At 69.1% G+C, this 22,740-nt stretch carries 25 protein-coding genes; 23 read left to right on the top strand and 2 right to left on the bottom strand.

All coding sequences use genetic code 11. The annotated features are described in order from the left end of the window. Positions 1 to 20 precede the first annotated feature (20 nt). On the bottom strand, positions 21 to 437 hold the full coding sequence (locus tag ACZ63E_RS23835) for a helix-turn-helix domain-containing protein (RefSeq protein WP_465338316.1): 417 nt from the start codon (positions 435 to 437) through the stop codon (positions 21 to 23). Positions 438 to 671: 234 nt separating this feature from the next. On the opposite strand from ACZ63E_RS23835, the gene ACZ63E_RS23830 reads away from it, so the two are divergent. The 3 genes from ACZ63E_RS23830 (at position 672) to ACZ63E_RS23820 (ending at position 4,295) form a co-directional block, all read left to right on the top strand. Next, positions 672 to 2,963 (top strand): tetratricopeptide repeat protein, encoded by a 2,292-nt coding sequence (locus ACZ63E_RS23830; protein WP_465338315.1) that lies wholly within the window; start codon positions 672 to 674, stop codon positions 2,961 to 2,963. 53 nt (positions 2,964 to 3,016) lie between these two features. Then, a complete protein-coding gene (locus ACZ63E_RS23825; RefSeq protein WP_465338314.1) occupies positions 3,017 to 3,781 on the top strand; it encodes a hypothetical protein in 765 nt (254 codons plus the stop codon). Between the two features lie 214 nt (positions 3,782 to 3,995). Then, positions 3,996 to 4,295 carry a DUF6355 family natural product biosynthesis protein gene (locus ACZ63E_RS23820; RefSeq protein ID WP_465338313.1) on the top strand — a complete coding sequence of 100 codons (300 nt, stop codon included), beginning with the start codon at positions 3,996 to 3,998 and terminating at the stop codon, positions 4,293 to 4,295. A gap of 94 nt (positions 4,296 to 4,389) precedes the next feature. Here ACZ63E_RS23820 and ACZ63E_RS23815 read toward each other — a convergent pair whose 3' ends face one another. Then, a complete protein-coding gene (locus ACZ63E_RS23815; RefSeq protein WP_465338312.1) occupies positions 4,390 to 5,013 on the bottom strand; it encodes a prepilin peptidase in 624 nt (207 codons plus the stop codon). Between the two features lie 162 nt (positions 5,014 to 5,175). Here ACZ63E_RS23815 and ACZ63E_RS23810 point away from each other — a divergent pair, with 162 nt between their 5' ends. The 20 genes from ACZ63E_RS23810 (at position 5,176) to ACZ63E_RS23715 (ending at position 22,588) form a co-directional block, all read left to right on the top strand. Further along, positions 5,176 to 5,727 (top strand): hypothetical protein, encoded by a 552-nt coding sequence (locus tag ACZ63E_RS23810; protein ID WP_465338311.1) that lies wholly within the window; start codon positions 5,176 to 5,178, stop codon positions 5,725 to 5,727. Between the two features lie 299 nt (positions 5,728 to 6,026). Beyond that, positions 6,027 to 6,686 (top strand): hypothetical protein, encoded by a 660-nt coding sequence (locus ACZ63E_RS23805; protein ID WP_465338310.1) that lies wholly within the window; start codon positions 6,027 to 6,029, stop codon positions 6,684 to 6,686. 221 nt (positions 6,687 to 6,907) lie between these two features. Then, entirely contained in the window at positions 6,908 to 7,462 is a 555-nt protein-coding gene (locus ACZ63E_RS23800) for an SAF domain-containing protein (protein WP_465338309.1), read from the top strand. Further along, positions 7,462 to 8,313: a CpaE-like family protein gene (locus ACZ63E_RS23795; RefSeq protein WP_465338308.1), complete on the top strand. Its 852-nt coding sequence runs from the start codon at positions 7,462 to 7,464 to the stop codon at positions 8,311 to 8,313. Before ACZ63E_RS23800 ends, ACZ63E_RS23795 begins: the two co-directional genes overlap by 1 nt. Beyond that, positions 8,310 to 9,665: a CpaF family protein gene (locus ACZ63E_RS23790; protein WP_465338307.1), complete on the top strand. Its 1,356-nt coding sequence runs from the start codon at positions 8,310 to 8,312 to the stop codon at positions 9,663 to 9,665. Before ACZ63E_RS23795 ends, ACZ63E_RS23790 begins: the two co-directional genes overlap by 4 nt. Beyond that, positions 9,662 to 10,564: a type II secretion system F family protein gene (locus tag ACZ63E_RS23785; protein ID WP_465338306.1), complete on the top strand. Its 903-nt coding sequence runs from the start codon at positions 9,662 to 9,664 to the stop codon at positions 10,562 to 10,564. The genes ACZ63E_RS23790 and ACZ63E_RS23785 overlap by 4 nt, the downstream gene beginning before the upstream one ends. Next, positions 10,561 to 11,436: a secretion system protein gene (locus tag ACZ63E_RS23780; protein ID WP_465338305.1), complete on the top strand. Its 876-nt coding sequence runs from the start codon at positions 10,561 to 10,563 to the stop codon at positions 11,434 to 11,436. Before ACZ63E_RS23785 ends, ACZ63E_RS23780 begins: the two co-directional genes overlap by 4 nt. Before the next feature lie 18 nt (positions 11,437 to 11,454). Next, positions 11,455 to 11,655 (top strand): hypothetical protein, encoded by a 201-nt coding sequence (locus ACZ63E_RS23775; protein WP_465338304.1) that lies wholly within the window; start codon positions 11,455 to 11,457, stop codon positions 11,653 to 11,655. 61 nt (positions 11,656 to 11,716) lie between these two features. Further along, complete coding sequence (locus ACZ63E_RS23770; protein WP_465338303.1) at positions 11,717 to 12,055, top strand: TadE/TadG family type IV pilus assembly protein; 339 nt, start codon at positions 11,717 to 11,719, stop codon at positions 12,053 to 12,055. A gap of 14 nt (positions 12,056 to 12,069) precedes the next feature. Next, entirely contained in the window at positions 12,070 to 12,951 is an 882-nt protein-coding gene (locus tag ACZ63E_RS23765; RefSeq protein WP_465338302.1) for a hypothetical protein, read from the top strand. A 53-nt stretch (positions 12,952 to 13,004) separates the two neighbouring features. Beyond that, complete coding sequence (locus tag ACZ63E_RS23760) at positions 13,005 to 13,406, top strand: TadE/TadG family type IV pilus assembly protein (protein WP_465338301.1); 402 nt, start codon at positions 13,005 to 13,007, stop codon at positions 13,404 to 13,406. Beyond that, the gene (locus ACZ63E_RS23755) at positions 13,406 to 13,840 is read left to right on the top strand and encodes a pilus assembly protein TadG-related protein (protein WP_465338300.1); all 435 of its coding nucleotides are present in this window, start codon (positions 13,406 to 13,408) and stop codon (positions 13,838 to 13,840) included. The genes ACZ63E_RS23760 and ACZ63E_RS23755 overlap by 1 nt, the downstream gene beginning before the upstream one ends. A gap of 15 nt (positions 13,841 to 13,855) precedes the next feature. Then, the gene (locus ACZ63E_RS23750; RefSeq protein ID WP_465338299.1) at positions 13,856 to 14,263 is read left to right on the top strand and encodes a hypothetical protein; all 408 of its coding nucleotides are present in this window, start codon (positions 13,856 to 13,858) and stop codon (positions 14,261 to 14,263) included. Positions 14,264 to 14,364: 101 nt separating this feature from the next. Continuing rightward, entirely contained in the window at positions 14,365 to 16,794 is a 2,430-nt protein-coding gene (locus tag ACZ63E_RS23745) for a transcriptional regulator (protein ID WP_465338298.1), read from the top strand. Positions 16,795 to 17,549: 755 nt separating this feature from the next. After that, positions 17,550 to 17,807 carry a hypothetical protein gene (locus tag ACZ63E_RS23740; RefSeq protein ID WP_465338297.1) on the top strand — a complete coding sequence of 86 codons (258 nt, stop codon included), beginning with the start codon at positions 17,550 to 17,552 and terminating at the stop codon, positions 17,805 to 17,807. Between the two features lie 35 nt (positions 17,808 to 17,842). Continuing rightward, entirely contained in the window at positions 17,843 to 19,051 is a 1,209-nt protein-coding gene (locus ACZ63E_RS23735) for an AAA family ATPase (RefSeq protein WP_465338296.1), read from the top strand. Between the two features lie 40 nt (positions 19,052 to 19,091). Beyond that, entirely contained in the window at positions 19,092 to 20,870 is a 1,779-nt protein-coding gene (locus ACZ63E_RS23730; protein ID WP_465338295.1) for a vWA domain-containing protein, read from the top strand. A 46-nt stretch (positions 20,871 to 20,916) separates the two neighbouring features. Continuing rightward, on the top strand, positions 20,917 to 21,501 hold the full coding sequence (locus ACZ63E_RS23725; protein ID WP_465338294.1) for a hypothetical protein: 585 nt from the start codon (positions 20,917 to 20,919) through the stop codon (positions 21,499 to 21,501). A 52-nt stretch (positions 21,502 to 21,553) separates the two neighbouring features. Next, positions 21,554 to 21,886 (top strand): hypothetical protein, encoded by a 333-nt coding sequence (locus ACZ63E_RS23720; RefSeq protein ID WP_465338293.1) that lies wholly within the window; start codon positions 21,554 to 21,556, stop codon positions 21,884 to 21,886. 126 nt (positions 21,887 to 22,012) lie between these two features. Further along, positions 22,013 to 22,588 (top strand): hypothetical protein, encoded by a 576-nt coding sequence (locus ACZ63E_RS23715; RefSeq protein ID WP_465338292.1) that lies wholly within the window; start codon positions 22,013 to 22,015, stop codon positions 22,586 to 22,588. Positions 22,589 to 22,740: the final 152 nt, after the last annotated feature.

Below are 22,740 nucleotides of genomic sequence, written 5' to 3'. Positions count from 1 at the left end.
CCGGAACGATGGACGGCAAGTCACCCGGACGTGTGGTTCTCGCCGCGGCTGGCCTGGAAGTCGATGAAGTCCAGGACGCTCGACAGGACGTCCGGCGAAAGCGCGCTCGCCCGGAACGCGACGTCGCGGACTCCCTGCTGGGACAGCCGCTCGAGGAGCGCGTACTGCTCTTGGATCTCGCGGGCTCGCTCGCTGGTTCCGAAGTACTCCAGCTCGACGCCGAAGTAGGCCGCGAGTTCCTGGGCGAGCCGCAACTTCGGTTCGTTCGCTCCCTTGATCAGGTTGTACAACTGGCTCTTGGAGATGCCGACTTCCTCGGCGACCTCCGACACGGTGTACGAGCGGCCGTCGTCGTGCTTCTTGAGGTAGATCAGCCGCTCGAGAAGCCGGCCGAAAGGTTCAGGTGGCTGGAGCTGCTGATCCTCGGGCTCGGACACGGTCACCCCCTCCGGATCGGAATTCCAACTTCCTGGAATTCCGGTCGCAATACGTCCGATTTGTTTGACTCTGCGTCCAGGCTTTCGTACGGTCGAAGTTGATCATTCCAAATTACTGGACGCAGAGCAGCGCAGGAACCGCCCGATCGAGTGCCTGCCACCTGGTCCGACCGAGTCCCGGGTCCCCGCCCACGCAGACGCGTCAATCGGCGCGTCTCGACGCGGGGAGGCGTGATGCGAACCATCGACAGCTTCGCGGCGGCGGTGCACCGGAAGCGGAGAGAGCGCGGGTTGACGCTCGGCGAGGTCGCGGCGAAAGCGGGTTACAGCGCGAGCTATCTCTCGAAGCTCCTGCACGGCCACCGCACGCTGCTGCCGACCGTCGTGCACGACCTCGACACCGTGCTCGCGGCCGAAGGTGAGCTGGACAAGATCGCCGCTGATCAACGGGGTGACACCCGCGCGGTAACACGTCCAGTCCAGCTTCCGCCGGCAGCCACCGATTTTGTCGGTCGCGAGGAACAGCTGCAGGCGATGGACCACGCCCTGGTCACACAAGGCCGTCCCGGTGCGACGGTGACCATCGTCATCGAAGGTGGCTTCTGGGTCGGCAAGACCGCTCTTGCCGTGCACTGGGCGTCCGGTGTCCAAGCTCGTTTTCCCGGCGGGTGCCTGTTCGCCGACCTACGGGGTCTCGCGCCCGGCGCGCCGGCCGATCCGGAAGAGGTCCTGGACGGCTTCCTCGCGGCGCTCGGCGTGGGTGCCGCCGAGCTCGGCACGTCCAGCTTGCAAACCCGGATAGCGCGCTACCGATCGCTGCTCGCCGAGCGCCCCGCGGTCGTGATCCTGGACAACGTCGCCGACTACCGGCAAGCCGAATGGCTCCTCCCAGGCGCCGGCAGCGTGGTACTGGCGATCAGCCGGGAACGGCAGTCCGGCCTGCTCGCGCGCACAGGTGGAACGGCGATCGAGCTGCCGCCCCTTCCTGCTGGGCAAGCAGTCGACCTGCTCGGGCGCCGAGCCGGAGAAGCTCGCGTGCGAGCCAGCGCGGCAGCCGCGGAACTCGTCGTCGAGCAGTGTGGCTGCCTCCCGATGACGATCCTCATCGCCGCAGAACATCTGCAGCGCCACCGTGAGACCGCGCTGGACGAGCTGGCTGACCACCTCGGCTCGGACAAGACCCGCCTCGACCTCTTCACGTCGAACGACCCGGCGGTGAACATCCACGGTGTCGTCGACGTCTCGTACCTGGCCCTGCCCGCCATGGCACGGAGGGTGTTCCGCTACCTCGGGGTCGGGCCCGCCAACGTCTTCGGGGCCGAGTCGGTCGCGGTGCTCGCCGAACTGGACCTCGATCGCGCCCGCGAAGCTCTGCGGCTGCTCGCGGAGGCGCACCTCGTCGAGCCGCTCGCCGACGGCCGGTACCGGATCAGCCACCTGCTCCGCGCGTACGCGCACCAGCGCGCGCTGGTCGAGGAACGGCTGTGCGAGGTTGAGCGCGCCCACGACCGGGCCTTGCGCTGGTGCGCCGCGACGGCGTGGAACGCGAACAACACCTTGATCCCGAGCTGGGCGGACAGCGGGACCGCGCCGGAGAACCTGGCGGGAGTCGAGCCGATGTCGTTCAAGGAGGGCGGCTTCGACGCGGCGATGGCCTGGTGCGAGCGGGAGGTGGCGACCGCTCTTCAGGTGGCGCGGAGCGCGCGGACGCACGGGGCGAAGGACGTCCTGTGGCTGCTGCCGACGGCGTTCCTGCCGTACTTCGTGCTCACGCGCAGCTGGAACACCTGGTTGGTCGCGGCGCACGACGGGCTCGCCGCCGCACGTGCGGCAGGAAGCGACGCCGGAATCGCACGGAGTCTGGAGGCCCTCGGGTGGGTGGAGCACGAGCTCGGCCGGACGGACGACGGCATCGCGCACCTCGAAGAAGCGCTCCGTCGCCATGACGAGCTCGGAGACGACCGGTCGCGGGCATGGACTGCGTACGGACTCGGCCTCGCGTACGCCAGTCGCGACCGGCACGCCGAGGCGCTTGAGCTTCATGAGCTCGCCGACCGGCTGTTCGCGGACTCCGCAGTCAAGGTCGGTGCCGCGGTCAACCGGGCCGCGCTCGCCGACGTCTGCGATCGCCTCGGTTTCACGAACAAGGCGACGGAGTATGCGTTCGACGCGCTGAACCGGGCGCAGATGTTCACCTCGAAGGCCGTTCTCGGCATCGCCCATCAGCGCATTGGCGTCCTGCTCAGCCGACACGGTCGCCACCGGACCGCGCTGAAGCACTTCGACGAGGCGTTGGCTGTCCGCGGTAGGACCTGGCAGCGCTGGGGCGCCGCGGAATCACTGATCTCACGAGCCGAGGCTCTCTCTGAACTCGGAGAGGCCGAGCAGGCGCGAGAGGCGTACCTGCGGAGCTTGCGGGTGCTGGAGACCATGCGTGACGTGCGGGCCTTGGCCGTTCGCACTCGGCTGGCCTCCCTGGAGGCCACGAGCGCGAGCTGGCCGGGAGGAACACCCGCCACTGCGTGACAATCTGCTGCGCCGTTGAACGGCGTACTCTTCACTTCATGAGGGGTGCGCGAGTGGGGATTCTTGCGGCAGTGTGCATGGCGGGATTGGTTGCGTGCACGCCTGGAGACTCTGAGACCGACAAGACCGCGAGGCAGATCGCCGAAGCGATCGATTCACCGCCCCAGCCCTCGGCGGTGAAATACGCGCGGAAGGCCGTTGAGGCCGCACACGGCAGCTCGGAAGCCTTCGCTGTGGTCGAGATGCACGACAGCACTGCAGACGATCCCAACGAAGCCACGGCGCACCTTGTCTTCCGGGTGTACCACCCCGGGACGCAGGACGAGCTCTTTCCTCAAGAGCCGGTGACTGCCTGCTACAAGGTTGGCTTCAACTTTCGAGGCCTCGTCGATGAGCCTCTCCGCACCGATTGCCCGGCAGGTGCGGTACCTCTGGACCCGCCTCCGATCCCGGTTTGGGAAGTGCCGGAAGGCTTTGATCCTTCTTTGCGGTCCGTCCTGACCGGCCTGCCGGCATCCGTGACCCAGGAGGAAGTGCTGGCCGGTCTGGCGCGCTCGATGCCGGCGCCGCCCTTCGACCCGGAAACGCGGACGCAAGGCCAGTCGCCGGTGCAGGACGTTGGCCTCCGCGGCAACGACGTCGGCGTCGCCTATCGAGCGGGCGACCGATCAACGGGCGGAATCGACTGTCTCTTCGGCTCGCGAGTGCAGGGTGCGACCTTGGTATGGAGGCCATCCTGGGAGCAAGTGCAGCCGGGTGAACTTCCTTGTACTGCGGAGAACGCGCTGAACCGGCAGGGGATCACGCCGCCTCATTGAGGAGCTTCTCTTGTTGAAAACCGTTGGCTGGTTGACAGAATCAGTACAAGGACGGCACTGAACCAGCACACTGCTGGGTTGCGCGCGCAGTTCCCGGAATACCGGCATGGGTCCAAAGTGGAGTCAACAGAACTTCCGAGTCCTCGTTGGCTCACATGGAATCCATGGAGGAAAAATGACTTCGCGAAATCTGCGATCCAAGGTTGTCCGCGCGATGTGCGTCCCCGTTGCGGCGTTGGCGGCCTGCGTGGCTGGCGCGAACCCGGCCGCCGCTGCGACCGAGGTCCCGACCCGTGAGGGGTGCGGCTACCTCGGCTGGGGCGAGTACCGGCACTGCGACGGTGGTACCGGCTCCCGGGTCGACCTGGACGTCGAAGATATCTGGGGGAATCTCTACCGCTACTGCGTCGGGCCCGGGACCACCGACCTTCAGCCGGTGATCAGGTGGAGAGTCACCGGTGCCTGGTGGAACGGCGGCGTCGGCTGCATACCGGGCTTCGAAGGCCCGGCCTGACCCACGATCTCGAGGACGACTCCCAGTCCTCGGCCAGTCGACGCGGCGGGCGCTCTTGCCCCCTCTGCGGCTCCCGCCGCGTCGACAAACTCGGTCAGCCGGCCACCGCGAGCATCGTCGTCATCCCGGCCAGGAGGCACGGACCGAACGGTACGCCCGCACGCCTGGTGCCCTCGCGCGGAACGAGCAGAAGAACCAGCGCGAGGAACGACGCGAGGATCAGGGCGCCGGCCAGCTCGGCCCATCCGGACCACCCGGTCATCAGCCCGACGACGGCGGCCAGGCCCACGTCGCCGGAACCGACGCCGTCCTCCACCAGGACGGCCAGGAGAAGGTAGAAGCCGGCCGCGGCGAGCATCGCCCACAGCGCGCGAATTCCCGGAGTCGCGTCAGAACGTGCGACGCACAAGCAAAACAGCCCCACGGCGCCACCGAGCAGCTGGGGAATCACGACGATCCGAGGTAACCGATGTTCGACCCAGTCGATGATCACGAGTGGAACGCCCAACGTCAGCACGAAGGCGTACACGGCCAGCTCGCCGCGAGGACCGACGCTCCAGCCAAGGAGGGCCAGCACGAGCGCTGCGGCGATCGCGCCAAGCCACCACGACGACGCGATACGGGAAGGCTCGCGCAGAAGTCGTCTGGTGAGCAGGCTGCCCGCCGCGCCGAGGGCGAAGCCCGCAACGGCCCCGACGGCGGCAAGCCAGGTGTTCACCGCGGCGCCGAGGCTAAGCGTGAGCTGATTCCCTTCCCCATGACGCCATGCTGGCCACCCCCGAAGGCCGGCGCACGGCTCGTCCTTCCAACGGGTGAACCTCCGCCGAGGTGGTGTTTCGGGCCGGACGGCCAGCTGATCATTCCAACGGGAGGGGTTTCCATGAACTTGCGTCACGCTGCCGTTGCCTGCTCGGCGGTCCTGCTGGTCACCAGCTGCGGCACGAGCGAGCCGACCCGGCCCACGACGTCCTCGGCCGCGCCGGCGAGCACGAGCGCGATACCGCAGCCGGGCGAGATCGCGAAGCAACGGGCCACGGCGGCGTACCTCGGCATGTGGAACGACATGGCCGATGCCGCGACGACCTCGGACTGGCAGTCGCCGAAGCTCGCGCAGAACGCCACTTCCGACGCGCTGCAGACCATCTCGCGAAGCCTCTACGCCGACCACTACAACGGCCTGATCACCAAAGGTCGCCCGCTGAACCACCCGCGCGTCGAGGCCGTAGCGCCGCCGGCCGACCCGACGAGCGTCACGATCGCGGACTGCGGCGATTCCACGAGCTGGCTGAAGTACCGCGCCGACAACGGGCAACCCGCCGACGACGGCCCCGGAGGCCGTCGGCAGATCGAGGCCCTGGTGAAGAAGGCGATCGACGGCTCTTGGAAGGTCACCACCTTCGCGGTGCACGAGGTCGGATCATGTTCAGGGTGACGAGAACCGCGGGGTCCACCGCAGTCGCGTGCGGCTTGGTCCTGGCGCTGGCGCCCGCTGCCGTCGCGGACGGCTGGGGGAACGTGCACTGCGGACAAGGCGGAAACCCTTCGTGCGAACTGGATGCCGGACGGGGTGGTGCTTCGAAACCACAGCCACCCGCCGCGCCGGGAAAGCCAGCGGCGCCGCGCCCGGCTCCGGGGCAAGAACCGCCTTCGGGTGACAGCATCATCGGCGGTAAGGACACCTCGGCGCACTGCTCCTACGTCCGCAGCAACTACCAGCCACCAGCGAACGGTGTGCAGACCGTCGCCCATCGCGCCACGCCGGGGATGGGCGTGCTGGTGGCCTTCGTGCCCGCGCAGGCCGGCGGAGCTTGGTACGTCTACCGGTGTTCCGGCCCGGGCTTCCATGACGGTCTGTACCGAGCCCCGATCTGGCTCCCGGACGGCCAGGTTCCGGCAGATGCCGCGTTGCCTTCGCCGCAACAGCTGGCCGAGCAGGCCCGGGCGCAGCTGCGGCTGCCGTCTCCACGCATCGAGGCGAACCCTCGCGGCGACAAGCTCGTGAGCCTGCCGACCTGGCTATGGCTGGAGCGCGGTAGCTGGGACACGCAGCGAGCAACGGCAGCCGTCCCCGGCGTATCGGTGACGGCGGTGGCCACGCCGACCTCCGTCTCGTGGTCGATGGGGGACGGCGAGAACTTGAGCTGTTCGGGACCAGGGACGCCATTCGTGCCTGGCCAGAATCCCGCAGCTACCTCTCCGGATTGCGGCCACACCTATCACCGGTCTTCGGCATCGGCACCGGCCCAGCAGTTTGCTGTCCGCGCGACCGTGCACTGGACGGTCGCGTGGTCGGGCGCCGGTGCGAGCGGCACCTTCCCGGACATGACGACCTCCGGCTCTGCGGCCTTCCGCGTCGCCGAGGTGCAAGCGCTCGGCACCGGCAACCGCTGACCGGACCCGCACATTCGAATCTTCGTTTCAGCCGTGCACGCGCTTGGGCGCCACGGCGCGGTCAAAACCATGCCTGGAGGAACCTCGTGACCAGCATCCACACCGACCACGACTCCGAATCCGAGGTGGGTTCCGTGTCGTGGGTGGGAAAGAACGGAAGGCTGACGGCCGTGCCGACCGGCCGTCGAACGCATCGGCGCTTGCCGCACCTGCTCGTTGGTGTGCTGCTTGTCGTCGTCTGCGTCGGCGGCGCGCTCTGGTGGTCGAGCACCGCACAGGATCGGCTTCCGGTTCTGGCCGTCGCTCGTCCACTGAGCGTCGGGCACGCCGTCGAGCCTGGCGACGTCCGCGAGGTGGAGGTGTCGGTCGCCGACGCGGTCGCCACCGTTCCGGCCGGGCAGGCGGCCGCCGTGCTCGGCCGACGCATGGGGACGAGCCTCGGGATCGGTGCGCTGCTCACGCCGGACAGCTTCGGCCCGCCCGCGATTCCCGCCGCCGGTTACGCCGTCGTGGCGGTCGCCCTCAAGCCCGGCCAGTTCCCGTTGGAACTCGCGCCGGGTTCTCCCGTCCTCGTCGTGACGTCGTCAGCACCTTCAGCTGATCAGCTCGCCGGTGACGGCTCGACCTGGCCGGCGACGGTGACCGACGTTGCCAAGGCGGAGACCGACCAGAACACCGTGGTCTCGCTGCAGCTGGCCGGCACGAGCGCGCCGGCGCTCGCCCGCGTGCCGTCCGGACAGGTTTCCCTGGTCATGCTCGCGGGCGGTGATCGCTGATGTTGATCGCGTTGGGCAGCGTCAAGGGATCGCCCGGCGTCACGACGTTCACCGTCGCGCTGGCCGCCACCTGGCCGGCCGCCGCCCGCCGTGTGGTGGTCGAATGCGATCCAGCGGGTGGAGACATCGCCCAGCGATTCGGGCTCCCGCCGTCGCCCGGCTTGCTCAGCCTGGCCGCCGCGGCGCGTGGCCGGCTCGAGCCCGAGGCGGTTTGGAACCACACACAACCGCTGATCGGCGAGGTGCACGTGATGCCCGGCCCGGCCGGCGGCAACCAGGCACGCGCCGCGCTGAACGGCCTGAAGACCTCTGGCTCGCCGCTCTACAGCACGGGGCAGCTGCCGGGCGTGGCGATGTTCGTCGACTGCGGCCGGATGGACCCCGGATCACCTGCGGAACCGGTGATCCGGAAAGCGGACGTCCTCCTGCTGCTCTCCGGCACCCACAGCGATGAGCTCGCGCACCTGGCCGTCCGGCTGCACGAGCTGGGACGAGCCGCTGCCCGCCCGTGCCTCGTGCTCGCCGGCCAAGGGCATTCGACCGCCGAGGTCGAACGCGAGCTGGGGATTCCGGTCATGGCGAGGATTCCCCACGATCCCGCCGCAGCCGCGGCCCTCACGGGCCATGCCGTTGCCGGAGGGCGAGCGAAAGGCGGGCTCGTCCGAGCAGCCGGGGCGGTCACCCGATGCCTGCTCGGCGGGGCGGTCCCGAGGCAATCCGCAGGGTTTCCGATCGTCGGGACGCAGATTCCAGGTGTGCCACCTCGGCAGGTCCGGACGTCCGGCGTCCGCGTCGTCCCGCCGGAACTACAGCACAACGGCACCGTGCTCAGGAAGGACGTCTCGTCATGACCGTGCTCGACGAACATCGCCGGCCCGCCGCCGACAAGAACCCGGAGGCACGGCTTCGCGCCCGCCTTCGCCATGCACTCGCCATTGAGCTGCCAGGCCGCGTCGGCAGAGACGCGCTGACAGTCACCGGCGAACGCCGACGCGAGCTCGCCCGGGAAGTTCTCCTCGCCGCGAGTGCCGCCCACAGCGAAGCCGAGCTGCAGGCCGGCCGTGTTCTCCTTCCGACCGACATCGAAGGCCGCGTCGCGGACGCCGTGCTGGACGAGGTCTTCGGGCTCGGCGGCCTGCAGCCGCTGCTCGACGACCCCGCGGTCGAGACGATCAACGTCAACAGCTTCGACCGCGTCTTCGTGCAGTACACCGACGGCACCCGCGCCCAGGTACCAGCGGTCGCGGCCTCGAACGACGAGCTGACCGACCTGATCCGCACCCTCGCGGCGCGCGCGTCCTCGGAGGAGCGCCGGTTCGACCGAGGCTCTCCCTCGCTGAACCTCCAGCTCCCGGGAGGCGAGCGGCTGTTCGCCGTGCTCGGGCTCACCGCCGGCGGGATCACGGCGTGCTCGATCCGCCGCCACGGCTACCTCACGGCATCCCTCGCCCAGCTGCGGCGCCGCGGCACGCTCGACGTCGGCCTGGAGAGGTTCCTCCGCGCGCTCGTCCGGGCTCGCAAGAACGTCCTGATCACCGGCGGAACCGGAATCGGCAAGACGACCCTGCTCCGCGCCATGGCGGCCGAGATGGACCCGCTCGAACGCATCGTCACCATCGAAGACGCCTTCGAGCTCGGCCTCGGCATCGATCCGAGGCAGCACGCCGACGTCACGGCCTTGCAGGCGCGCGAGGCCAACGTGGAGGGAGCCGGCGCGATCAGCCAGGCGGAGCTCGTCCGCTGGGGTCTGCGGATGTCCCCGGACCGCGTGATCGTCGGCGAGATCCGCGGGCCCGAGGTCATCCCGATGTGCAACGCGATGTCTCAGGGCAACGACGGCTCGATGGCGACCTTGCACGCGAGCAGTTCGAAGATCGCGTTCACCCGCCTCGCGTCCTACGCCGCGCAGGGCGCTGAGCGCCTGTCGCTGGAGGCCACCGCCCTGCTGGTGGCGTCCAGCGTGCACTTCGTCGTCCACCTGGCCAAAGCCGGAGACCGCACGACGAGGGTGGTCTCCTCGATCCGCGAGGTCGTCGACGCCGATGGCGGCACCGTCGTGTCGAACGAGATCTACCGCCCGGGACCCGACCTCCGAGCTCGTCCGGTCGCCGGCGCGCTGCGCGCCGACACGCTCGACGACCTCGTCGACTCGGGCCTCGAGCCTGAACTCCTCGTCCAGCCGGACGGATGGTGGGCGGCATGAGCAGCACCGTGATCGGCTGCGTCATCGGGCTCGGGAGTTCCGTCGGGCTGCTGCTCATCCTCGTCGGGCTTCGCCGGCCGCAGCGGGCACCCGGACGACGCCCGGCTGGTCGAGAGCTGCCCTGGCGTGCCGATCGGCGTTGCGGTTTCCGCCTGGCACTCGCCGCCGGAACCGGTCTGCTCGCCGGCGCGGCGACCGGCTGGGTTGTGGGAGGCGTCCTTGCCGCCGCCGCGGCCTGGTTCCTGCCGGCGCTGGTCGGACCTGACCGTGCTCACGCACGCCGGGTCGCGCGCATCGAGGCCGTGGCGTCGTGGACCGAGATGCTGCGCGACACGCTGTCGGCCGCGGCCGGCCTGGAGCAGGCGGTCCTCGCCACCGCACCGCTGGCGCCGGCAGCGATTCGCGGTGACGTCGCCAACCTGGCCGTGCGGCTGCGGAGCGGCCAGCGTCTTGCTCCGGCCTTGCGGCTGCTCGCGGACGAGATCGCCGACCCGACCGCCGACCTGGTCATCGCGTCGTTGATCCTGGCCGCCGAGCATCAGGCGCGCCAGCTCGGCGAGCTGCTCGGTTCGCTGGCCGAAACCGCGCGCGCACAAGCAGCGATGCGCATGCGCGTCGAAACCGGCCGCGCCCGCACGCGCACCTCGGTCCGGGTCATCGTCGGCACCACCCTCGCCTTCGCCGTCGGAGTCGTCGTACTCAACCGCGCTTATCTCACGGCGTACGACGGCCCGCTCGGACAGGCCGTCCTGCTCGGGATCGGCGCGCTGTTCGGCAGCGGGTTCGGCTGGCTGGCCCGGATCGTCGCAGGTCGCGCGGCACCACGAGTGCTTTCGCTTCACGAGCAACCGGAGCCGGAGCCCGCCACGACGGCCTTGTGCGGAGGTGAACGAGCATGATCGTCGTCGTTTTGATCGGCATCGGAACCGGACTCGGCCTGTGGCTGATCCTGGCCTGGGCGATCCCGCCACGACAGACCCTTCAAGGACGCCTTTCCGGAGCGGGTTCGTTCGCCGAGGTTGCCGACGCAACGTGGGCTATGGCCTTGGCTCGACCGTTCCTGCCTGGTCTGCGAGCGCTCGGTTTGCCGGGGAGCGGCCTCGAACGTGATCTGCACGTGCTCGGCCGCGGCGTCGACACGCACTTGGCGGTGAAGCTCGTGCTGAGCTGTGCCGGATTGCTGGCGCCGTTCCTGCTTCAAGGGCTTCTTGCCGTCGGCGACCTCCGACTCGATTTCGAGCTCCCGTCCGCCGCCGCGGTTGTGCTGGCCGCAGCGGGCTTTCTGCTCCCGGACGTCGAGGTCCGGACGAAAGTCACGCGTGCACGTGCAGAGTTCCGCGCCGCGCTGTCGGCGTTTCTGGACCTCGTCTGGATCACCCTCGCCGGCGGCGCTGGGATCGAATCCGCCTTGCTCACGGCGGCGGACGTCGGATGCGGCCCGGCCTTCACCCAGCTCCGCCGCGCGCTCGCCGTCGCCCAGCTGACTCGCACCACGCCCTGGACGTCGCTGCGCGGGCTCGGTGACGAACTGGACATCAACGAGCTCGCCGAACTCGCCGCTTCGATCTCCCTCGCCGGCACCGAGGGCGCCAGGATCCGCGCCTCGCTGTCGGCCAAGGCCGGCGCGCTGCGAACCCATCTGGTCGCCGACGCCGAGGCTGAGTCACAGGCCGCGACCGAACGCATGGCGCTACCGGTGACCCTGCTGTTCCTCGGTTTCCTCGGGTTCATCGCCTATCCAGCTGTCACCCAGGTCCTCAACGGCCTCTGAAAGTCCATAGGAGACACCATGCTGCTCTACCTTCGAATCCTCTGGAACCTCTTCACCGCACGCATCCTCCGAGTCCTTGAAGACGATGACCGCGGCGAGATCACGACCACCGTCATCGTCACGGCCCTCATGGCCGTGCTGGCGATCGCCCTGATCGCGATCATCGCGGCGAAGCTGACGGCGAAGGCGAACAGCATCAACCTCGGCCTTGGCGGCTGAAGTGATCTCGCGTGTTCGCCGTGCGCTGGCAGGCGACAGGGGAGAGGTAAACGCTGAGCTGGTGATCGCGACGCCGTTGCTGCTGCTCGCGCTGCTGGCGATCATTCAATTCGCCCTCTGGTCGCACGCCATGCACGTCGCTCAGGCGGCCGCTTCCCAGGCTCTGTCGATGACTCGCGCGCAGGATGGCACCACCGCAGCCGGCCATGACGCCGGCCAAAAACTGCTCGACGACCTCGTGCGCGGGCCCTTGCGCTCGGCACGCGTCGACGTCGTCCGCACCCCGACCTCGGCGTCGGTGAGCGTGGAGGGCGAGGTCGTCGCGGTTCTGCCCGGCATGCACCTGCGCGTACACGCCGAAGCAGCCGGCGAGGTCGAAAGGTTCGTCCCGGACGCCTGATCGAGGGGAAAGCCATGTCACTGCTTAAAAAGCCGGAGGCCGTGACCGTCGGCGACTTTGCCGATGGACCGGACGTCATGTTGTGGAATCCCGCGCTCAAAACAAGAATTTGGCGCTGGCAGACCCTTTGCACCTTCCTCAAACGACTCTTCTCGATGCGTTGCGCGGCAGGGCTACTTGCGCTGGGGCCTGCATTGAGCTTCGCCGTCCACGGAACTTTCATCGGAGTGGCGATGACCGGCGGTGCCCTCGCGCTCGTCCTGAGCGGTTTCTGCGATGCGCTCGTGTGTGCAGACTGCCTCGCGAGCGATCACGAGCATCGGTACGGAAGCCGTTGTCGTCTGGAGCGGTCTCCCGGCGAGTTCTTCCTCCGAGGCGCTGACTTCGTCGACAGCGGCGACGGAGCGCAGCAAGCGGCCAGGCTCCTGGTCGACCTCACCAGGGAAATCCACGACTCGACAGCGCGCGACTGGCTCGGCCCCGAGCTACCTGGCCACGTCCACCAAGCCGTCTGGGACGCGCTGGTGCGCTTGACCCGGACAGCGTCTGCTCGCCAGCACGCCGCGCAGCTCGCGATGACACCCGGCGAGGCCGTGCTCGCGGCCACGGCCGCGTCGGCGATCGCCGAGTTCGACGCCCTGCTCGACGAGCTGGTACTTCACCTTCAGAGCTGCGCCACGCTCGCCAGGGAATGGGAGACGAAGCTTCGGCACGCCGAGCTCGTCGAGCACACCCGTGTTGTCCGCGCCGAGCTGGAGACCGCGTCGATCCGCCGGGTGGTCGAGGTCGCCGAGGAGCTGCCGAAGTCCGTCTTCGCATACGTCACCGCTGCTCGAGACCTGACGGGCGCCGGGCAGTTCCCGTGGGAGCTGCCCGGCGCGGAGCCGGTTCCGTGACCGCGGCGCAGCTCCGTCGGGTGGCCGGCTGGTGGCGCACGCAACGTGGGTCCGTGACCGCCGAGGCCGTGCTGATCGCGCCGGTCCTGGTCATGCTGCTGGTGTTCGTCGCCGTAGTCGTCCACCGCGGCGTCGATGCTCGGCTGCGGCTCGACGACGCAGCACACCAGGCCGCGCGCGCCGCGAGCCTGCAGCGCACGCCGTCGGCCGCCGGCGCGGCGGCGCAAGCCACCGCTACCTCGGCGCTCGCACACGCAGGGCTCGTCTGCCGCAACGCCGGGATCAGCACCTCGACCTCTGCGGGCCCCGGCAGCACCGTTGTCGTCAGCGTCCGGTGCACCGTCGACTTCGGCCAGGCGCTCGTCCTCGGTGTGCCCGGCACCCGGACGCTCAACGCCTCGGCCAGCGAGGTCATCGATACCTATCGCTCCCAGCCAGCCGACGGAGGCGCGTGATGGACGTCCGCCAGGCTGCGTGGTGGCGAGCCGAGGAGGGCCGCCTCTCGGCCTTCGTCGTTGTGATGATGACCGGGCTCCTGGCGTTGGCCGGCCTCGGACTGGACGGTGGCCTCGCGCTCGCCGCCAAAGTCCGAGCGACTGGCCAGGCCGAATCCGCTGCCCGCGCCGGCGCACAAGCGATCGACCTCGCCGCGTACCGGGCAACCGGCGCGTTGCGGCTGGTGCCGGCGAATGCCGACGAGCTCGCCCGCCGTTACCTCGCCGGCGTCGGCGCCACCGGCGCGGTGACCGCCACGGTCGACACCGTGACCGTCACGGTGACGACCAGCCAACGCACCCAGCTGCTGTCGCTGGTCGGTATCGCCGCGATCGGCGCTCACGGCAGTGGTGCCGCACACCCGCAGCGTGGCGTCGCCGGGCTCGAGCCCTGACCACAGGAGGAGAACATGATCACGACCGACGAGATCGAACGGCGCGTCGAGAAGGCCGACGCGGAGAAGAGCGCGCGGAGGACAGCCGCAGCCCGCGAGGTCGGTGAGCTGGCGCACCGCCGTGCCGCGCTGGCCGAGGAGCAAGCCGACGTCGAACGCAAGCTGGGCGCTGTACTCACCGCGTCGGCGGATGTCGTCAGCGTCGACGAGCTGGCCGAGTTCACCGACGTCTCCACCGCCGAACTCTCCTCGTGGCTCGCCGCCGGCAAGCCACGCGCCCGGCGCGGCCGACCGCCCGGAAGCCGTCGGCCGAAGCCGGACCCGCACGCCGGAGCGACCCCGGTACCCGAACCGGCGGAACCTCGGCCACGTGCGGTAGTGCCGGGTGCCCAGCCGCCTGCAGTCCAAGGTCAGCGAAGCTGAGCGGGGGCGCTGTTGTGCTTGCCGGCCACCAGACCAGAGCTGGTCCGCGACCACGTCGTTCTGCGTTTCTGCACGGCGCGCGACGGCTGATGCAAGCCGGCGTGGCGCTCGCGCTCCTGTCCGGCTTGTGCGCCGGGCTGCCGTGGGCGCTGGTGCGGTTCGTGGGCTGGCCCTTACCGGACCACCTGCCCACGATGGTTGAACTCGGCGAGACACTGGCGGCGCCGCTGTCGACAAGTCTGCTGCTGGACGTGCTCGCGTGTGGCGCTTGGCTCCTGTGGGTCTCGTTCGTCGTCGAGCTCGCCGGGTGTGCACGCAATCTCGTCCAATCCGCCGGTCGGCCGGATCTCGGCCGTGGCGGGAGTCCGCTCCGCCGGGTCGCCGCGGTGCTGATCGCCGCTGTCGTCGTGTCGTTCGTCAGCCGTACAGCCGTCGCTGCGCCCGGCGGAAGCAGCGCGGTCCAGCACGCCACGGGCTCGTCGGCCAGCGCGCCGTCGGCGGTCGACGGCACGCCGGAGGACGAAGAACTCGTGCGGCCACCGCGCGACGGCGTCCACGATTCGCTGTACCGGATCGCGCAGCGCCGCCTCGGAGCCGGCAACCGGTGGCCGGAGATCTGGCGCCTGAACGTGAGAAGTCCCCAACCTGGTGGTCGGACGCTCGCTTCGCCCGATCTAATCCACCCTGGCGACCGGATCCAGCTGCCGCCGACGACCAGGCCCGTCTTGCCGGTATGCCCCCAGCTGCACCCTTCGCCTGCGGCGCCTGCCCCTGTTACGCCGCCGAGCCCAGTCGCACCTCCTGCTGCTACTTCCGACCCTGGCTCGTCGTGGGGTGCCGAGGTGTACGTCGGCCTCGGCTTGGCGGGCGCGATCAGCGCGGCGCTGGTGGTCGCCCGACGCCGTCAGCGCGCCGGCTACCGGCCCGGCAGCGGGCGGCGCGACCACCTGCCTGTCGCCCCGGTCGTCTACCAGTTGCACCTGGCACACGAGCGCGCCAAGGCCGAACCGAGCGAGATCGACCAGGCCGGTATGGAAGTGGAAGACGACATCGCCGAGCCCGGTGCGACGCCGGAGCTCGGCAGTCTTGCCGATGAGGCCGCGGCGGGACTGGCACTCGACCTCGCGTCGACGCACGGCCTCGGTCTTGTCGGGCCTGGCGGCCAAGCCGCGGTCCGGGCACTGCTGCTCACGGCCATGACCTCCACCCGCGACTCGGAGGTCGTGACGCCGGCCGCAGACCTGCGTGTACTACTCGGCGTCTCGGATCACGGCGCCGAGCTGCCGGCAAGCGTCCGCGTCTTCGACGACCTCGTCGCCGCGCTCGCAAGCCTCGACAGCCTCGATCCGCCCGAACGATCTCGCCGAATTCTGCTGGCGAGCGCGCCGGCTGGCGAATCCGACCAGTACACGCTCGCCGAAGGCCGCGCGGGCGCCACGATGCTGCTCGTCGGCCAATGGCATCCGGGTGTCACGGCCTACGTGGACTCGGCAGGCGTCATCACCGCGACATCACCCGGGCCGGGGGAACGGTTACGCGGCCGACGAGCTTTTTCCCTGCCCGAATCCGCGACCCGCGAGCTGCTCGCCCTCTTCGACGCCGCGCAGGGCACGTCGAACGACCGCCCCGAACCCCCGGCCGAGTCGGTTAACGGGCTGGAGATTGCCAGCCCGGCCGCAGGCCAAATGGAGGCATCGCCTGAGCCGGCGACCGTCTTTGCCATTGAGTCCCAGCACGACGCGGCGACGCCGCTGGTGCTGTCGGTCTTCAGGCAGCCGAAGTTGTCGTGGCGGCCCGACGTCACCAGCCCGGACGACACCGTCGAAATCACCGGCAGTCTGTCGCGGCGGCTGTGGGAATTGCTGATCTACCTTGCCCTCCATCCGGAAGGAGTTCCGCGGGCGGCGATCATCGACAGCCTGTGGGCCCATCGCCCAGCGCGCGATCCGGCTGCCGTGCTGCGCACCGTCCTGTCCCGCTTCCGCAGCACCATCGAAAAAGCAACGTCGCCCGGTGTCGGCGATCTCCTGGTCGCGCAGCACGGCCGGTATCGCCTCGAGCCCGCGGTCGTCGAGGTCGACTACTGGGCGTTCGCCGGCGCGCTCACTCGCCGCCGCACCACGACCGACGACCGACAACGTGCCGCGGCCAACGCCGCGATCGTCGCCAGCTACGGCGGCGAGCTGGCCGCAGGCGTCGAAGCCGAATGGCTCACCGCAGTCCGGGAAGGCGTCCGCCGCGACGCTCTCGACGCGGTTGCGGCGCTTGCGCGCGGCCAGGTCCAGCGTGATCCCGAGTCCACGCTGGACTTGCTGGAATCCGCACGGGACTTCGACCCGCACAACGAGCTGCTCTACCGCGACATCATGCGCCTCGAACACAACCTCGGCCGGCACGAGGCGATAGGCAGGACCCTGCGGCTGCTCGAAGCACGTCTCGCCGAGCTAGACGAAAAACCGTCCGCCGCGACAATCGAACTCGCTGAGCGCCTACGAGAACTCCACGCCGGCATCGCCATCCCGGAGGTTTGAACTACCGTGTCGACGTCATCTAAGAGCCTCTATCCTGGAATGGCTGAGCAGTCGCGACCGATGTTAGTGTCGACCAGCTGATAGCCATCGTTCAGAAAAGTCTCCGTGTATCCGTTCAGAGTCGCAGTCATTCGTTGCGTCGTCGCAAGGGTTTCCCGACGTTGCCTGCTGAAAGAGGCAGCGCGGCGCCGGCCTCGCGAGTGGACGGTTCGGTGGAGCTGGAGCTCGATCGGTGGGTTGGCAGGTGGGCGTCGGTGGTGCCCGTCCGGGCGCCGATCGCAGTGGCGTTCCGTGCGCCGCCTAAGGCGGATCCTCCGTGGATGTGCAAACGCGCAGGTCAGCGCTCGTATGCAGGGATCCGTTGGTATCCCAGACTCGCTTGGCAACAAGCAGGTAAGCACATCGGACCCGCTCTGTCGGTCGCTCTGTCGGCCCAGTGGTCCCATGGTTCTGTTCCGATGCTCATCTCGCTTCGAATTCGGCGGCGCTATAAGTTTCTATTTTCACTACAAAAAGCTTGCGCTTGTGCTTCGCAGGCGGATTTGTCGCCGGATGGCCGGCGTCCCCATTGACCTGCGCAAACATTTCTTCGAATTCACTGAAGCTGCGTCTATGTACGCGGAATTCGTCGCCCGAACGGGGTGGGAATAGCTATTGTGTGCGGCGGTTTGTCGAGTTACTTTTGTTGTGCCACCGGAAATCCGGAATCAAAAATCTCGCCCACCGTGGGTGCTGTCACAGAAACGGGGAACATCATGTGGAACGACCCGGGAACCGACCCCATTGTCACCCGGAACCTTGACGGTGTACCCGAAGTGGCTTACCGCGTCACGACCGACGACCGAAAAATCACCGTTCACGGCCCGGACGGTCCCCGAACCCGCACGTGCCGCCGCCGCAACGGCTACGCGCAAACCGCGATGCTCCGGGAAATGGGCTACGGCGGGTTGTTCGCGCAGTGCCCCGACGGCACCGACGACTACTTCTGCTACACGTACCCGCTAGCGCACTGACCGCCACAACCTCCCACGTCTGAAAGGAATCAGCGATGACCACGCCCACCCCGCCCAGTGCGGGCCCGACCACCTCAGCGGGTGCGACAGCGGCCCGGCTCCGCAACGGCGAACTCCGTGCGATGGTCGCCAAAGTCCTTGCCGACGATCCCGCGAACGCCCATACCCCAGGCAGCATCGCGCGCACCCTCAACCGGTCATCTGGCGCGGTTGGCAACGCCTGCAAGGCCCTTGCCGACAGGGGAAAAGCAGAACTGGCCGCGACCGCACCGCTGAGCTATCGGGCCACCACAGCGACGGCGGCCGTCGCCGCGCCCACCAGCGCGCCCGCACCACCCCGGACACCACGCACGCCACGTCCGAAAGCGTCCGCCGCGCCCCCGGCCGCCGCTCCACCTGCTACTGGCAGCGCGCCCACTCGACCGGCGCGCAAGGTCACCGGTCCGGTGAAACGTCCGAACGGGATGGACTACCACCCCCGGTTGTTGTCCGGGATGCCGGACGTGACCGCATTGCAGCGGCTGCGCGACGCCGGGGTCGCCGCCCTGTTGTACGGACCTCCCGGCACCGGAAAGACGTCGGTGGTGGAAGCGGCCTTCAACGACTGCCTCACCGTTCAAGGCGACGGCGACACCGTGGTCGCCGACCTGGTGGGCGACTACACCAAAACCCCCGCCGGTGACTTCGTGTTCGTCCACGGCCCGCTGGTCCGCGCGATGCGCGAAGGTGTCCCGCTGTTCGTCGACGACGCGACGCTGATACCACCGACCGTGCTCGCCGTGGTCTACCCCGCGATGGACGGACGCCGCGAAATCGTGATCAAGGCCAACGGCAGCGAAGTCGTCCGCGCGGAACCGGGGTTCTACGTCATCGCCGGGCACAACCCCGGCGTCCACGGGGCCATTCTCAGCGACGCCTTGTCCTCCCGGTTCTCCGTGCACATCCAGGTCTCCAGCGACTACGCCCTCGCCGAGCAGCTGGGAGTGGACAAAAAAGCCGTGCGGGTGGCACGCAACCTCGCAACCCGGCAAGAGAAGGGCGAGATCGGGTGGGCACCTCAGCTGCGCGAGCTGCTGGCGTTCAAAAAGCTCGCCGACGCGTGGGACCTCGACGCCGCCGCCGGAAACCTGGTCGGCATCGCGCCGGAAGAGGACCGCGTAACCGTCGCCGCCGTGGTCCGCGACGTCTTCGGCCGCACCGTCACCCCGCTCGCCCTCGGTGCCCGCGTCTCCACCAAGCCCTGACGACCTCACGCCCGCGAACCGTCGCGAAAGGACCCGCGCCATGAGCAGCCACTTCACCGCCGACCCGACCGCCACCGGTGCCGCCGTGTTCCCGGCGCGCCCGGAATGGCTGACCCTGTCCGCCGCTTTCGCCGACGAGGTCCCCGTGATCGCCGACCGCGATGACCTTGTGGTCAGCGTCGCCCCCGGTGCAGGTGGCGGATCGCCCGCCTGCTTCTACCCGCACCGCGCGCTGATCGAAGTCGACGGCGACCACCTCGGCGTGGACCCGGCCACTGTGGACCCCGCCAACCTTTCCGACCGCGCCCGGTACGCCCCGGCGTGGGGTGCTCTCACCCACGAGTGCGGGCACGCCAAACACAGCGCGTGGGAACCGCCGGACGACGCCCCGCCCGCCGTGGTCGCCGCCGCGATGCTGCTGGAGGAGCCACGGATGGAAGCGGCGCACGTCCGCCGTCGCCCGGATGACCGGCACTGGCTGCGCGCGTGCGTGAAGGGCATCGTCGCCACCGACCTGCACCTGTTCGCCGATCCCGCCACCGCCCCGAAGATGACCCCCGCCGACGCCGCGCGGTCCGCCGCGCTCCTGCTGGGACGCGCGGACGGAGGCGTGCTCACCCACGCCGAGGTCGAACCCGTCTCCCGGGTCGTCGAGGACGTGCTCGGCGCGGACGTCTTCGGCAAGCTGCGGATGGTTTGGCGACAAGCGCTGCGCACCGCCGACGACGCGGGCGAGGAGATGCTCGACCTCGGGCGGCAGTGGTGCGAGATTCTCGGCACCGATCCCGACAGCCCGGCCCCGGCCGGGCAACCCACTCCGTCCGGCTGTCCAGAGTCGTCCGGCGGCTCATCCGAGCCCGGTGCCCCCGTCACCTCGTCTCCCTTGGCTGACGCCATTACCGCCGTGCTGGGCGATGTGGCGGCGAATGTCGCGAGCGAGAAGGCCCCGGAGGATCCGGCCGCAGTCGCCGCCGCCGCGAAAGAACGCGAAGACGCTGCCGAGAAGAAGGCACAGGCAGTCGCGCGGCGGGTGTTCGGAACCGGTGGCCCCCGTGGTGGCGACACCAGGACGGCGGGCACCCGGCCGCCCACACCAGCGGAGTGCACGGCGGCCCGTGTTCTCGCGCGAGCGCTGGATACCGCCGGAACCCGGGAACGCGTTGCCGTGCGCTCCACCTCGGAAGTACCGCCGGGCAGGCTGCGGATGCGCGGCGTGCGCGCGGCCGAAGCCCAGCTTGCCGCCGGGGCCCTGGTCACCGCCGAGCCATTCACCCGCACGATCCGCACCCCGGTCACCGTGCCGCCGCTGCGGGTCGGAATCGCGAGCGACGTATCCGGCTCGATGGACTGGGTGCGCAGGCACGTGGCCTCGGCGGTCTGGATCCTGGCGAACGCCACCCGCCACACTCGGGTGCCCGCCGACTCGGCGAGCGTGATCTTCGGGCACCATGTGCGCCCGTTGACCCATCCGGGCAAGCCGCCGGCCGAGGTCACCGAGTTCTGCGCCCGCGACAACTACGAGGACATCCCTCGAGCGCTTGACGCCCTCGACGGCTCCCTCGGCCTGTCCCGCCCTGGCGCGGCCCGGCTGGTGGTCATCATCTCCGACGGCAACTTCCGCGACGATCCGCGCCGGGACGGCCAGAAGAAGCTCGACCGGTTGCGCGCGTCCGGGTGCGCTGTGCTGTGGCTGGCCACCAGCGAATTCGACACTCCGCTCGACGGGGCGACCGTCCACGTGCTGACCGACCCCACGACGGCTGCCCGCGCCATCGGGCAGGCAGCCACCGCCGCACTGCGCGCAGCCGCCCGCCGCTGACCCCAACACCCAACTCGCACGCATCGACACACCAAAGGAGAGGCTCATGCTTGCCAATGCGCCCGCCGTGCCCGCCACCGATCCCGTCCTCAGGGACGAGACGGTGGGTACCGAAGTGATCACCGGACGGGCCGGATTCTTCCGTGGCCGGGGTTCGGGCGCGATCGCGCGGGCGGTCTTCACCTCCTCCGCGCCGAGTTCGCCACCGGACCCCTTCACGCTGGCGACCCTGCCCATCGGCAGGCGGCTGCTGGGCGCGACCAGCGCCGAGGAATTCGACAGCGCCCTCTCCGAGTTGGCCACCGGGTGGACCCCGGCGGGATACGGAGACGCCAGGCTGCGTGACGACGGCCCACTCGACCCCGACCCGCTGGGAGCGCCGCCGCGTGACGGACTGCCGGTTGATGACTGCCTGGGGATGGACGACTGCGGCGAGTGTGAAGTACACCGGGATCCGGAACCGACTCGATGGGCCTGGTACAGGTACGCCTTCGACGACGGGCAAGTGCTGTGCTTTCTGCCTCGGGCCTACCACGCCACCGTGCACGCCGACGCCTGGAACACGATCCACCTCTCCGCAGAAGACGTGTCCGGCATCGAGCTCAGGCCGGCGGGACGGACTTTATGGTGAGTCCTACCTCGCGACCGCGGGTCTGGACCTCCCCGCTCTCGCTGTATGGATCATGGCCGAGCTGACCACCCTCGGCCGCAGCGTTTACTCGCCGATTTGGTCTCACGTGCGCTACGGCGCGGTCGTCAACACGACCCTCAACCAGATCAAGCTTTGCCTGTACGGCCTCGAAGACGAGGAGCCGACAATGTCTCGCCGGGCGTTCCGGGAGATCGAGGCAGTTGCTCGCGCGCACAACTGGTCGAACCAAATCGTCGGCGAGGACGGGCGCTTCCAGTTCTTCAACTATGTGGTGCGGAAGGACGCGGTGATCGAGTATCGCCGCCGGGGACGTGCTCCGGGCACAGTGACCGTCGTGACCGATGATCATCCCTTCTGGCGGTAGCTCTGCGCGGATTGATGCCCCGCACTCGTCAACTGTCCTTTTTGGTCCATTTTGTCAATCGGATCGAGCCTGCGTGCTGACTTCCGGAAGAATAAGTAGGCCCGCGCGAAAGTCAAGGAGCCGAGGATGAATGCCTCGATGATCGAACGCGATGAAACCACCGGCGCTACGCCGACCAGCTACCACCACGCCCGCGTTGTCGCATTCGCCGGGCGCACGCTCCGCGCCCGCGTCGAACGCGACTACTACATCAACCAGAGCTTCGCAGTCGCCGAAGTACTCAGCGACGAGATGACATGGACGAGTCTCGCCGCTGACGCTCCCAGCACCTGGTGGCACGACACGCCGCAGCCGAGCACCGCTGTCAACGCTGCCGCCGCCCTCGGCGAGCTGACCGAGCGGCTCCTCGGTAGGGCCGTCGAAATCCTCGCCGCCCCAACAATCGCCCAAACCATTTCAGCTCATGTCCAAGGTGCGATCGGTGCGCTACTGGCCACGACTTATGGTTTTGACGGTGAGAAACGCATCGACCCGGACGATGTCGCCTGGGCCTACCAACATGGCGGCGCGCTGCAAATACTCGAGCACTCCGACGGAAGTGTCACCTTCACCAAGGCCCACCGAGACAACTGTCCGTTCATTGCCACCGCTGGCGTGCAGGACTGCGACAGCGATTGCATGTTTCCCATTCAGTCGAGGTGAACAGGCAGCCGACGGACTAACTCTCGCTGGGCAAACACAGGTGGGGGGGGGGGGGGGGGGGGGGGGGGGGGGGAGCGGGGGGGGGGGGGGGGGGGGGGGGGGGGGGGGGAGGGGGGGGGTGGGGTCACAAGGTTTCTTTTCTCATCCGATAG

The organism is Amycolatopsis sp. NPDC104819, from assembly GCF_055583145.1.
The sequence above is the reverse complement of the archived record's forward strand: the minus strand, read 5'-3'. Positions and strand labels throughout refer to the sequence as shown.